At 54.4% G+C, this 12,215-nt stretch carries 13 protein-coding genes; 5 read left to right on the top strand and 8 right to left on the bottom strand.

The features are described from left to right. Positions 1–66: 66 nt before the first annotated feature. The 7 genes from KIH86_RS04495 to KIH86_RS04465 form a co-directional block, all read right to left on the bottom strand. Positions 67–261, bottom strand: a complete 195-nt coding sequence (locus tag KIH86_RS04495; RefSeq protein ID WP_223086485.1) for a hypothetical protein — start codon at positions 259–261, stop codon at positions 67–69. A 520-nt stretch (positions 262–781) separates the two neighbouring features. Then, positions 782–1,306 carry a redoxin domain-containing protein gene (locus tag KIH86_RS04490; protein ID WP_223086483.1) on the bottom strand — a complete coding sequence of 175 codons (525 nt, stop codon included), beginning with the start codon at positions 1,304–1,306 and terminating at the stop codon, positions 782–784. A gap of 125 nt (positions 1,307–1,431) precedes the next feature. Beyond that, a complete protein-coding gene (locus KIH86_RS04485; RefSeq protein ID WP_223086480.1) occupies positions 1,432–2,190 on the bottom strand; it encodes a pseudouridine synthase in 759 nt (252 codons plus the stop codon). A gap of 21 nt (positions 2,191–2,211) precedes the next feature. Continuing rightward, positions 2,212–2,547, bottom strand: a complete 336-nt coding sequence (locus KIH86_RS04480; RefSeq protein WP_223086477.1) for a peptidoglycan recognition protein family protein — start codon at positions 2,545–2,547, stop codon at positions 2,212–2,214. Positions 2,548–2,674: 127 nt separating this feature from the next. Next, complete coding sequence (locus KIH86_RS04475) at positions 2,675–3,208, bottom strand: spore maturation protein (protein WP_223086475.1); 534 nt, start codon at positions 3,206–3,208, stop codon at positions 2,675–2,677. Between the two features lie 57 nt (positions 3,209–3,265). Further along, positions 3,266–3,970, bottom strand: coding sequence for a nucleoside recognition domain-containing protein (locus tag KIH86_RS04470; RefSeq protein ID WP_223086472.1), 705 nt, complete (start codon positions 3,968–3,970; stop codon positions 3,266–3,268). After that, entirely contained in the window at positions 3,963–5,159 is a 1,197-nt protein-coding gene (locus KIH86_RS04465) for a D-alanyl-D-alanine carboxypeptidase family protein (protein ID WP_223086470.1), read from the bottom strand. Before KIH86_RS04465 ends, KIH86_RS04470 begins: the two co-directional genes overlap by 8 nt. Positions 5,160–5,355: 196 nt before the next feature. Here KIH86_RS04465 and KIH86_RS04460 point away from each other — a divergent pair, with 196 nt between their 5' ends. From KIH86_RS04460 to KIH86_RS04440, 5 genes are all read left to right on the top strand, one after another. Continuing rightward, positions 5,356–6,522, top strand: coding sequence for an acyltransferase (locus KIH86_RS04460; protein WP_223086468.1), 1,167 nt, complete (start codon positions 5,356–5,358; stop codon positions 6,520–6,522). Positions 6,523–6,615: 93 nt separating this feature from the next. Further along, positions 6,616–7,326 (top strand): response regulator transcription factor, encoded by a 711-nt coding sequence (locus KIH86_RS04455; RefSeq protein ID WP_223086466.1) that lies wholly within the window; start codon positions 6,616–6,618, stop codon positions 7,324–7,326. Further along, positions 7,323–8,450: a sensor histidine kinase gene (locus tag KIH86_RS04450; protein ID WP_235775254.1), complete on the top strand. Its 1,128-nt coding sequence runs from the start codon at positions 7,323–7,325 to the stop codon at positions 8,448–8,450. The genes KIH86_RS04455 and KIH86_RS04450 overlap by 4 nt, the downstream gene beginning before the upstream one ends. 179 nt (positions 8,451–8,629) lie before the next feature. After that, a complete protein-coding gene (locus KIH86_RS04445; protein WP_223086464.1) occupies positions 8,630–10,012 on the top strand; it encodes an MBOAT family O-acyltransferase in 1,383 nt (460 codons plus the stop codon). 26 nt (positions 10,013–10,038) lie between these two features. Continuing rightward, positions 10,039–11,517, top strand: a complete 1,479-nt coding sequence (locus KIH86_RS04440; protein ID WP_223086460.1) for a copper amine oxidase N-terminal domain-containing protein — start codon at positions 10,039–10,041, stop codon at positions 11,515–11,517. 145 nt (positions 11,518–11,662) lie between these two features. Here KIH86_RS04440 and ytfJ read toward each other — a convergent pair whose 3' ends face one another. Then, the gene (gene ytfJ, locus KIH86_RS04435; protein WP_223086457.1) at positions 11,663–12,166 is read right to left on the bottom strand and encodes a GerW family sporulation protein; all 504 of its coding nucleotides are present in this window, start codon (positions 12,164–12,166) and stop codon (positions 11,663–11,665) included. Between the last annotated feature and the right edge of the window lie 49 nt (positions 12,167–12,215).

Genomic DNA, 12,215 nt, shown 5'->3' with positions numbered 1-12,215 from the left:
AACCCCTTCATCGGATACAGTACAAGATTGCTAGGATGGCTGCGTCTTATCGACCAATCGGCCGGGTTAATCCGTACCCGCATTGAAATGCAGACCGGCGATAACCAGATTAACGCCAACCAGAGCTAACATGACAATCAACAAGCCGGGTACGACCAGCCAGATCAACTTCCGCCCTGCCATCCGAAGACCGGACGGAGATGATGATTTAGCGCTGTAGAACAGCCAGGTTGCTGTAATTCCGGATATTCTTCGGAACACGGCCCTGGAACCGGCCCCACGCCGCCTGAACCTGTCCCACTATAGATCGGGAGGCCCAAGGTTAAGAAAGGAAGCCATGTGTCATTGGCCCGGCAGATGATAACGCCGAAATCTTTGTCGCGGACGCCATCAGCTGCTTACTTTAGACTTGTTCCCAAGGACCCAGCGGTCCATAAGAATCCCTTAACAAGATGACAACGCCATCTCAGCCCCAGTCCCCAGCACCCCGCGATGATGCCCTTCATCCGGGTTGGAGCCTGGAACAAGGGCTTGTTCGCTCCTGAAAATGACTCAAAACGCTCAATTTCGCTATGATTCGCTATGATAAGTTGCCTCGATCGGAGGCATTTTATAACTGACTTTCTCTATTGTACTATCATTGCTCCCGGGATTGTCAACGATAACATTAGTCCGGGTGTACAGCGTTTCACAGCCAGACCCCCGAGAAGCAAAGGCATAACCCGTTAATCCTAGCTTTACATGGAGAAAACGCAGGGTTAATTCTATACAGCAGACCTGCTCATGAAGTCACCAGCTTATCAATCTCGGTGTCCAGTGTGTTCATGTCCAGCTGTCCAATATGGATATTGTCGATCCGACCTTTCCCATTGATAAAAATGGTAGTCGGCAGCGGAGATATGCCATAGCTGCGCACGGCTTCCCGATCCGGGTCCAGCAATACCGGAAATTCGGCACCCACACTCTTGGCAAAATCACGCACCGTCGTCTCGCCCTCCGCTACATTGACGGCTAGGATGACAACGTCTTCATTCTTCCATTTGCTCCACTGAGCCTGAAGTGCAGGCATCTCCTTTTTACAAGGAGTGCACCAGGAGCCCCAGAAGTTAAGCACGACCGCCTTGCCCCGATACTCATTCAGCGTATGCTTCTTGCCGTCAAGCCCGAGCAGATCGAAAGACGGGGCGCGTCCACCTTCCTCCACGGCTCCATTCCCGCCGAACACGGAGGCGCCTATGACATAGCATCCAAGGAGGACTGTCAGAGTCAGGATGATGAGTTGGATTTGCTTTCTTCCTATACGCAAAGCAATAGCCCCCTATGGACAGAATGTCCGTGATGACATTTTTCCCTATTATCACAAGATTTGTGAACATCTTATGAACATTATAACGAAAGCTGCCATACTTTTCCGGGGGCTATTTGTGAACATTATGTGTCTTTACGTGTGTTATTGCCTTTGGAAAGACCGGCCTTGGCCATTTGCCGCAGCGATTCGATTTCCTCCTTGGTCAAATGCCGGTACGTCCCCCGCTTCAAATTCTGAAGCAGCAGATCGCCGAACGATATCCGCTTCAGCCGGATCACGGGATGGGAGATCGCCTCGAACATGCGCCGTACCTGACGGTTTCTCCCTTCATGAATCGTAATGCTGATTACGGATTCCTTGCCATCTTCATTGATATCCTTGTACTCAACTTCTGCCGGAGCGGTCATCCCATCCTCCAGCTTGACGCCTTCCTTGAGCTTGTCCAGCGACGTGCCATGCGGCACACCTTTGACTGTAGCCAGATATGTCTTCGGCACATGATGCTTCGGATGGGTCAGCAGATTCGCGAACTCGCCGTCGTTGGTCAGCAGCAGCAGACCCTCCGTATCGTAATCCAGGCGGCCGATCGGATAGACCCGCTCTTTGATTCCCTTCATATAATCCGTGACGATCTTGCGCCCCTTCGGGTCGGAAGCGCTCGTGATGACGCCCTTCGGCTTGTTGAACATAATGTAGATTTTATTCTCGCCAGAGATCGGTTTGCCCGATACCTTGATCACATCGCTGGCCGGGTCGGCCTTCGTGCCGAGTTCGGTCACAACCTCCCCGTTCACTTCCACTTTGCCAGCCAGAATAAGCTCTTCGCACTTGCGTCTGGACGCTACTCCGGCCTGTGCCAGTATTTTCTGCAATCTTTCCATTGTCGATTTGGTCACCTCAGCCTAATGATACCCATCGCCGGGGTAAAGCACAAGCTCATTCCATGGAAAAAAGAACCCCGGGCAGGAATCATCATGCGGCATGATGACAGGCGGTGAGATGCCATAACGGGCGGACAGCTCCAGAATGAGCCGGCAAGCCGCAAAAGTCTGTGCTTCCGTGGCTCCGGGTAAAGGGGAGCGCCCGAAATCACCCTCCATGCAGAGATGAATATTCTCGGGATCGGTCAGAAGCGGCGCTGCATATACCGAACCATTCGTTCCAATCCAGAAATCGAAGCCCTTGCCGTTAATCGCCGGACAGACGGAGTGATGAATGACGAACCCCTTGTATGGCATAGCTTCCTCCCCTTTCCTCTAGGTGCTGTGCATTAGCATATGATAGGGGCCGTGACGGTGTGAATGCGCCGCCATAAAAGCCAGCCACCTGGGAGAAGAAGGCAGCTGGCTTGGGGAGAGGCGTACCTTAGCCGTACACAAGGAGACAGATGGCAACCGCCGCCGCAAAGCCGACAAGATCGGAGAATAGCCCAACCTTCAGGGCATATCGCCCGTTGCGGATGCCGACAGCTCCGAAGTAGACGGTCAGCACGTACAGCGTGGTGTCTGTGCTCCCCTGAATCGTGGAGGCGATGCGGCCGATCATCGAATCCGGGCCATGGACCCGGATGAGCTCTGTGGTGTAAGCCAGCGAACCGGTTCCGGTGAGCGGGCGCAGAAGCCCGAGCGGCAGCACCTCCGCCGGGACACCAAGCTGGCGCATTAAAGGCGCAATGAAGCCCATTATATAATCCAGCGCTCCAGAAGCCCGGAAGACGCTGATCGCCACCATCATCCCCACCAGAGGGGGGATGATGCCGACGGCTGTTCCGAAGCCCTCCTTCGCACCGTCGACGAACGATTCATAGACGGGAACTTTGCGGGCGTAGGCATAAAGAGGAATAAAGGCGATCAACACCGGGATCGCCCAAGTAGACACAAGCGTAATCAGCGCGTACACAGGCAGGCCTCCTTTCGCTGGGTTGGGTTGGCTCGGCTTGGATTGGCAGCCGCCCGTTCACCCCGTCCTGGTCGGCCGCGAAGCGATGCCGCCGGACGACAAGGCGGCGGGACCGTCTGGCTGCGGCGCGGAGCCGCCCGCGTCATGCAGTCCCTGGGACGGCGGAGGTGCGGGCGGCCTCCGCCGCAGATCGAGCCGGCGGCACAGCCTGTCGGCCACGATCGCGGCGAGCGTGGCGACGAACGTAGCCGCGAGCGTGGTGCCGACGATGCCGGCAGGCTCGGTCGATCCGTAATTCAGGCGGATCGCGATCAGCGTCGCCGGAATGAGCGTAATGCTGGCGGTATTGAGCGCCAGCAGGGTGCACATCGCCGGTGTGGCGGTGTGCTTGTCAGGGTTCAGCGTCTGCAATTCCTGCATCGCCTTGATGCCCATCGGCGTTGCGGCGTTGCCGAGGCCGAGCAGATTGGCGCTCATGTTGGAGAGGATATACCCGATGGCCGGATGATCCTTCGGCACATCGGGGAAGAGGAAGCGGACGACCGGACCGAGCGCCTTCGCAATGATGCGCAGCAGACCGCCATCCTCGGCAATTCGCATAATGCCAAGCCAGAAGGCGAGTACGCTGATCAGTCCGAAGCTGACCGTTACCCCGGTCTTGGCGCCGTCGAAGACCGCTGCGGTGAATTCGTCCATGCGCCCGGTCGCGGCGGCGAAGATGAAGCCGATGAGAATCATGCCGAGCCAGATGGCGTTAATCACGGGCTTCTCCTCCCCCCCGGAACGGATCGAACAATGCCCGGATAGCGCTGCCCGCCGCCTGAAGCCAGCTTGCCGCCGGATGAGCGGCCGCGGCAGTCTCCCGGCCTACCGGCTGGGTCACCTTGGGCAGGCGGCCCTCTTCATAGATCGGCACCCTGCCGATCTCCTGACTGCCCAGCTTCAGCACCAGCACACCGCGAAAGCCGAAGTTCAGCTTACTGCCGCTTGCGCTCTTCGGATTCAGCACCAGCTCCTTCACCAGCCGTTCCTCTTCCCCGGGGCCGAACGGATACGAGAACTGAAGGCTCGCGGCCAGCGGGTATCCTTGAACCCGGTCGCCGCGTTCGACGATCGTTCGCAGCGGAAACCGTTTGAATCCGAAATTAAGCAGTGCGGCGTGGTCGTTCCAGTCGTCCCCGTCATTCAGCGTTACCGCCACAAGCTGCTGCCCGTTCCGCGTCGCAGAGCTGACCAGACAGCGCAGCGCTTTTTTCGTATAACCCGTCTTGACGCCATCCGCTCCCTCATACAGCCGGAGCATTTTGTTCTTGTTAAGCCATTTGTAATCCCATTTATCGTTCGGGTTGTCAGCCGTCTTCACCTGCGTCTTCACGATTTCCTTGAATACCGGATTATGCATGGCATAAGCGGTCAGTACTGCAAGATCATTCGCGGTGGAATAATGCTCCTTGGCATCAAGGCCATGCGGGTTCTGAAAATGGGTATGGGTAAGACCAAGCTCTTCCGCCTTGGCATTCATCAAGTAGACAAACCCGGCCTCCGAACCGCCCACATGCTCGGCGATCGCCGTCGCCGCGTCGTTACCCGAACGGAGCATCAGCCCGTACAGCATATTCTCCAGCGTCATCTGCTCACCCTGCTTCAGAAAGAGCGATGAGCCTTCCTTGGCGTAAGCGTTCCGGCCGACCGTCACCTTGCTGCTTAAATCCCCGTTCTCGATGGCTACAATCGCCGTCATAATCTTGGTCAGACTTGCGATCAGCATCGGCTCGTCTCCATGACTGCTGTACAGAATCCGTCCGGACTCGACATCAATCAGCGCAGCCGCCTTGGCGTGGGTTGACATCTCTTTTTCTTCCTTTTCCGCATGAGCGCTCGCGAACGGCACAAACAGCAGCAGGCCGCAAAGGATCCAAATCAGGGACGTCCTTAATTGTACGTTCTTCATGCTCAACCTCCGGCTCCTATCCGCATTTTGTACAAGTGTATGCCAGTCCGGCAGGCGGTATGTCCCAACCCGTCCGGAATTTAAGAAAATCTTAAGAGATTCTTTAGAAACGCACCACGTCCATGTTAAGAAGTTCCGGCTATCATTGGGGGAGTCGACAACGAGATTCACCAAATGACGAAAGGACTGATACACCATGCCGGACTCATCAAAACCGCAGCACCTACCCGAGCTAAACATCGTTCGCGCCTTCTGTATTCTGGGAGTTATTCTCATCCACGCTACTTCTTACGCCACTGCTCAGTTGGTGGAATCGCGTTTCTTCTTTTTTTATAACTTCCTGAACATCTTCATGAAATTTGCGGTTCCCACATTTCTCGCATTGAGTGCATTCGTTCTGTTCTACAATTACGGAGCCAGACGGGTAACTATGCAAATGACCGCTGCGTTCTATAAACGCCGCCTGCTCTTTATTATGATTCCCTATTTGAGCTTCTCCCTCATCTACTACGCTGTCTCCCTTGCAGCAGCCGGAATGCCGGTATCCCAGGCTTCTCTCTCTTCCTTCCTGATGAAGCTGGCGACGGGCAAAGCTTATGCGCATCTCTACTATATACTGGTCATCGCACAGTTTTATCTGTTGTTTCCGTTTCTGCTGGCCGCCTTTAGACGATTCCCCCGGCTCAAGTTCTGGGGCATTCCGGCGGGGCTTGCGATTCAATGGGCATTCGTGCTTGGAAATAAATATGTATTCCATCTCGGCAGCCGCGGAAGCTGGTGTCTCACCTATTTCGCCTATTACATGCTCGGCGCCGTCCTGGGCTTGTGCTATCCCGCAATACGGAGGCTTCTCTTAAGTCCGGACGACCGGACCGGAACACGACAGGCCCTGGTTCGGGTCCTCTACGCGGTCTGGGTTCTATGGGCGATTTCAGGAACTACGCTGACCATGCTTTATTTTTACAACCGGAGAGACGGAATTTCATTTGCTTCGCTGTACTACGAGCTTTGGTATTGTCTGTTCTCGCTTTTTGCCCTGCCTGTGCTGCTGCATGCAGCGGCCTGTCTTTACCGTTCTAAATTCCATTTTCTGCGTAAAATGGCGGCAAGCATCGGGTCGCTGTCCTTCGGAATATATCTGATTCATCCTTTCTTCCTGCTGCTCTACCGAAAATATCCGCCGGCCGCCGGAACGGCTTGGCTGCTTCATCTGTGGTACGCCGGCGCGTTTGCCGCAGCCCTTGGCTGCTCCTGGATTACGGTCTCCCTTGCCGCAAGGTATGTGCCCCGGGCCTGGCTGCTGTTCGGCAAGCTGCCTTCGAACGGCCGGAGATCCCGCAGCATGTCGGCCCCGCAACCGTGAAGCCGGTCCTCTTTTCAGATTAGATTCAGGCTCGAAGATGCGGTGATGAGGTATACTTCATAAGAGAAAGAAGGGCGCAGGAGGATAAAGACCATGGACAACGGAACACTGCTGCTCGTCGATGACGAGACCGAAATTATCAAACTGATGCAAATCTATTTGGAGAATGAAGGCTATCGGCTGCTGACCGCCAGCAACGGCGAGGAAGCCGTGCAGATTGTCAGACGGGAGCGGATTGACCTCATGGTGCTCGACATTATGATGCCAAATATGGACGGGCTCGAAGCCTGTATGAAAATCCGGGAGACCGAGAAATTTCCAATCATCATGCTCTCTGCCAAAGGTCAGGATCTCGATAAAATCACCGGACTCAGTCTGGGAGCAGATGATTATGTAACCAAGCCGTTCAGCCCGCTGGAACTTGTCGCACGTATCAAATCCCAGCTGCGCCGAACACGGCAGTATTTGGGAACCGGATATCCGGATCATCGGGAACTCTCGGTTGACGGACTGCGGATCAATCCCTCCACATTCGAGGTATTTGCCGACGACAAGCCTGTCCGACTGACCCCCAGGGAATTCGCTATTCTGGAACTGCTTGCCCGTCATGCCGGGCAGGTTATGAGCATGGAACAGATTTACGACAAAGTCTGGAAAGAGCCATATCTGGAAGGCCATAACACCCTCATGGTCCATATTCGAAAAATTCGCGAGAAAATCGAGCTGGACCCGCGAAATCCGGAGCACATCAAGACCGTCTGGGGCGTCGGCTACAAAATGGAGAAAAGGAGGGGGAATGATTGACGATACGGAAATTGCCGGGAACCCTTCCCTGGAAAATGATTCTGTACAGCCTGGCCGCCCTGCTGTCGACCGGGCTCATTCTGGGTGTCCTCTACTTCGCCGCAGGCCTGCTGGTGTGGATGAATCCGTCCCGCTCCTTCTGGGGAGCCACACTGATCCGCTGGACGGCAAACCATATCGGCTCGGCTCCCCTGCTGCTGATTGCCGGAATTCCGCTGTACACGCTGTTCTTTCTGAGGCTGTCGGGCGGAACATTCGCTTATCTCCGCAGGCTCGGGGACACCATGCAGGCCATCGCGGACGGCGATTTGACAGCGCGCGTTCCTGTGAAGTCGGAGGACGAACTCGGTACTCTCGCGTTGAACCTTAATGCTATGGCCGACCGGCTTCAGCATTCGATACAGGAGGAGAAGGCAGCGGCAAAGACCAAAGCCGATCTGATTACCGGTGTCTCCCACGATCTCCGGACACCGCTGACTTCAGTGATCGGATTTCTCGAATATATGGAGAACGACAAATACCGGGATGAGATTGAACTCCGGCATTATATCGGGATTGCTTACGGGAAGTCGCTTACGCTGAAGAAGCTTATTGACGACCTGTTCGAATACACGCGCGTTACCGGAGGGCTTCCGCTCAGGCGGGAACCGCTTGATCTGAGGAAGCTGCTGGAGCAGCTTGCCGAAGAATTCGTTCCGGTTCTGGAGGGCTCCGGAATGACTTATGAGATTCATACCGGTCCGGAACCGGTAATCATAGAAGGAGACCCCGCCGAACTGGTGCGTCTTTATGAGAATTTGTTCACCAACGCGACAAGATACGGCTATGAGGGAAAGAAGCTGGATATTTCGGTCTTCATGCGCGATTCCAGCGCGGTAGCGGTATGCGCCAACTACGGCAAGCCGATTCCGCCGCAGGATCTTCCCTATCTCTTTCAGCGCTTCTACCGTGTGGACAAATCCCGTTCCCGGCAGACCGGGGGCAGCGGCCTCGGCCTGGCGATTGCCAAATCGATTGCGGAGCTTCACGGCGGATACATCCAAGCAAGAAGCTCGGAGAAACGGACCGAATTCGAAACCGTATTCCCACTGGCAAATACGAATACAGAAGCGGAGACTTTATGAAATGAATAATCCGGATCTATGGACGGCTGCGGCCGTCCTTTTTTTGTCTTTTCCCAGCTACCATTCAGGCAACTTTCAGCTTCCTTTAGAAAAAAATAAGAAATTCATCGCGAAGCCGTTAAGATTTATCCTTTACCCTAGAACTCGTTCCCATCATTTCCGTAAAGCGAGGTTCGCTTATGCTCTTTAATTCCTATCTGTTCATCTTCGCCTTCCTTCCGATTGTGCTGGCGGTCTATGCCCTGCTGAATCATTACCGGCTGTTTCAGGGAGCCAAAGGCTGGCTTGCCCTTGCTTCACTGATCTTCTACGGCTGGTGGAATGTGAAATTCGTGCCGCTGCTGCTTCTGTCCATCGCTTTCAATTTCATGCTGGGACGCGCTCTGCGAGCCTTCCCCAGCGGAAATGGAAGGAAGTGCATGCTCGGTCTGGGGCTGATTGTGAATCTGCTGGCGCTTGGATTGTTTAAATACGCAGACTTCGCCATCGTGAACTGGAATCATCTGACCGGTCAATCCTTCCCTTTGCCAGGTCTCGCGCTTCCGCTCGGCATCAGCTTCTTCACCTTTACCCAGATCGCCTATCTGGTCGATGCCTACCGAAGTGAAACCAGCGAGTACAGCATCGTTAACTATGTGCTGTTTGTGACCTTCTTCCCCCATCTGATATCAGGTCCAATTCTGCACCATAAGGAGATGATTCCCCAGTTCGACAGGCTGAGAAACAAGGTTTGGAACTGGAAACATATCCATGAGGGAAGCCTTCGCTTCGCAATCGGTCTTGCCAAGAAAATGGTGCTGGCAGACTCCCTGGCCGTCTATGCCAACAGCGGATTCGCTTCAGCGTCCGGCTTTCTCGATTCCTGGGTTGCCGCTCTGGCTTACACACTTCAACTCTATTTCGATTTCAGCGGATACACCGATATGGCGATCGGAGCCGCGCTCCTGTTCAATATCAGGCTGCCGGAGAACTTTAGCGCCCCGTACCTTGCTGTGGGCGTTCAGGATTTCTGGCGGCGCTGGCATATGACACTCAGCCGATTTCTTCGGGATTACATCTACATTCCGCTCGGAGGCAGCCGCAAAGGATTCACAAGAGCACTGTTCAATGTGATGCTGACCTTCCTGATCGGGGGGATCTGGCACGGGGCTGGCTGGATGTTTATTCTGTGGGGTCTTCTTCACGGCGCAGCCCAGGCAGCGGAACGGGTCTGGAAGAGATGGGGCTTTCCTCTTCCGCGCCGGCTGGCCTGGCTTCTGACCTTCGGCTTTCTCAATATAACCTGGGTCTTCTTCCGGGCCGAAACTCAGGACACAGCGATACGGCTCCTCAAGGGAATGGCCGGGTTCTCCGGCTCCGGGATAAAGTCTCTTCCCGAGCTTCTTGGAGGCATCGTGCTGATTGCCATACTGCTGTATGTTACACTCCGTCATCCTCTGCAAGCGGAGAAGCTCAGGAATTTGAGACCGGGGCCGGGAAGCGCGGTCGTTATGGCAGTCCTGATGATCGTCTCGCTGATGTTCTTCAGCCGGATTTCCGTGTTCCTGTATTTCAACTTCTAGACAATAATTCCAATGGAGGTTCAAGTATGCGATTAGTACCTGTCCGATCCCGTTTCAGCACGCCGACGCCGCTACAGCGGTCCATTCCTCGAAGACGGTCGAAGTCAGCCATGGGTTACTTCGTCGTCTTCTTTATGCTGTTTGCAGCTGGCGCCGCCTTGATCACCGCAGTTATCGATCCGCTGCAGTTCTATCATCGCCCATCCTGGTATGTGCCGCTGCTGTCGGAGCAGGAGCGCTATCAGAATCCGGGGCTGGCGTTACACTATGATTACGATACGATTATCATCGGTACTTCCATGACTGAAAATTTTCTCCCTTCCGAAACGGGTCAAGCGCTCGGCGGAACCGTGTTAAAGCTGTCTATGGAGGGTTCGACCGTCGACGAGCATTACAAGATGGCCGCCTTGGCGCTTCGGACCGGGAAGGTCAAGCAGGTGCTGTGGGGATTGGACTATTTCTCCCTGAAGCTGTCATCGGGTGCGGACAGCGATTTCCCTGATTATCTGTATGACGGCAAGCTGTGGACCGATTACCGTTATTGGTTCAACTATTCGGTGTACAAGCAGTTCGGCAGTAGTCTCAAGGCCATGCTTGCCGGCGAATCGGGTCCCGATCTGGAGCATCTAAATAATTGGGACAGCAAAGTAACCTACGGGAGAGAGCTTGTAGCGAAATCTTTTCTCAAAGCCGGAGAGACAGAACAGTATTTCGGTCTAAATGAAGAGAACGTGGACGAACTGAAGGAGCACTTTAATACCTACATCTTGCCTTTGGTAAAAGACTATCCCGATGTGAAATTCATGTTCTATTATCCGCCCTACAGCATTATGCGGCAGACCGCATGGTATGCCGGGAACCCCGAAAGGTTCGCGAATCAGCTTATCATGCGCAAATGGATGTACGAGCAGTTCAAGACTTACTCCAACGTCAGGCTGTACGACTTCCAGACCGCTCAAGACTGGACCTTCAACCTGGATTTGTACAAGGATTTGAGCCATCACAGCGGCAAGCTCAATCAGTCGATTGCCGAGGCAATCGGACGAGATGATCCTGCCTACCGGGTGACGGACCTGAACGTCGATGCCCTTAATGAGCTGTTGGATAATCAGGCCAAATCAGCCGCCGTTGATGCTGAAGGCAATGTCAAGAGCTTCCATGTTCTCTGGAATGGCAAGCCGTTCACCTATTCCTGCCGATATATGCAGCAGAATGAGCTGTGGATTTCGGCCAAGGAGGCGGGAGCGAAGATCGGAGCGGATGTGGTTTGGGATGCGGATACACGAACGGCAGCTCTTTCCACAGGAAGCCATTCTGTTCAATTCAGGATCGGCAGCAAGACTGCCATAGTTAACGGTACTGTTCGTGAGCTAAAGTCCGCTCCGCTTCTTCTGGGTGGAAAGGCACTGGTGCCCTTGTCATTTGTTGCGGAGGCCTTCGGAAATTCAGTGTCCGTTGCGGAGAGCGGGGATGAGATCGAACTCATCATCTCCGGATCTGACTAGAAACGAAGGACGTAAGTACCCATTATTTTGAAAAAAAGGGTCTGTCGCAACAGCATCAGCCATCGGACAGACCCTTCTTATTCTGCATATGTGAGAGCCATTGTCTCATCAACCCTGCTCGATGGTTAGGCGCTTGGAAACTCGCTTACAGCGGTCTAGATGACGAGTAAACATCGCCCGGTTCAGTCACGGGTGCGGCGGGGATAGGCGGAGTGTATGGTGCCCCCGCTACGGTTCCTGTATGGATTCCGTTGCTTTGGAACATCGTCTGAATCTTGTCGATGAGACCCGGAGTCGCATCGATGATTTTCTCGAAGATATGAGTCTGGTTGTCCAGCGGCACGATATGCACACCCTCCCGGCCTACAACCAAGAAGGCGATTGGACGGATTGAGACGCCGCCGCCGCTGCCGCCGCCGAACGGAAGCATTTTCACGCCGCCATTTTGGCCCTGAACAGGCTTCTCGTCATCCTCCACATGAAAATCGCTGCCGCCGGCCGCAAAGCCGAATGCGACCTTGCTGATCGGCAGGATGATGCTGCCATCCTTGGTCTCAACCGGTTCGCCGACAATCGTATTCACGTCCACCATGCCCTTGATGTTCTCCATCGCGGTCTGCATCAGACCCTGAATGGGATGCTCAGACATATTATTCCCTCCAATTATTCAATTTGATATTGAGCTGTCTGAGCTTTAG

This window comes from Paenibacillus sinensis, from assembly GCF_019904155.1.
GTDB classification, from domain to species: Bacteria; Bacillota; Bacilli; order Paenibacillales; family Paenibacillaceae; genus Paenibacillus_AQ; species Paenibacillus_AQ sinensis.
Note: the sequence above shows the minus strand (reverse complement) of the source record. Positions and strands in the feature narration are given on the sequence as shown.

What these genes read in the sequence shown, in the direction of transcription:
- KIH86_RS04485 (WP_223086480.1), bottom strand. Translation starts at nt 2,190, where the DNA reads ATGGAAAGATTGCAGAAAATACTGGCACAGGCCGGAGTAGCGTCCAGA.
- KIH86_RS04440 (WP_223086460.1), top strand. Translation starts at nt 10,039, where the DNA reads ATGCGATTAGTACCTGTCCGATCCCGTTTCAGCACGCCGACGCCGCTA.
- KIH86_RS04445 (WP_223086464.1), top strand. Translation starts at nt 8,630, where the DNA reads ATGCTCTTTAATTCCTATCTGTTCATCTTCGCCTTCCTTCCGATTGTG.
- KIH86_RS04465 (WP_223086470.1), bottom strand. Translation starts at nt 5,159, where the DNA reads ATGAAGAACGTACAATTAAGGACGTCCCTGATTTGGATCCTTTGCGGC.
- ytfJ (WP_223086457.1), bottom strand. Translation starts at nt 12,166, where the DNA reads ATGTCTGAGCATCCCATTCAGGGTCTGATGCAGACCGCGATGGAGAAC.
- KIH86_RS04480 (WP_223086477.1), bottom strand. Translation starts at nt 2,547, where the DNA reads ATGCCATACAAGGGGTTCGTCATTCATCACTCCGTCTGTCCGGCGATT.
- KIH86_RS04460 (WP_223086468.1), top strand. Translation starts at nt 5,356, where the DNA reads ATGCCGGACTCATCAAAACCGCAGCACCTACCCGAGCTAAACATCGTT.
- KIH86_RS04455 (WP_223086466.1), top strand. Translation starts at nt 6,616, where the DNA reads ATGGACAACGGAACACTGCTGCTCGTCGATGACGAGACCGAAATTATC.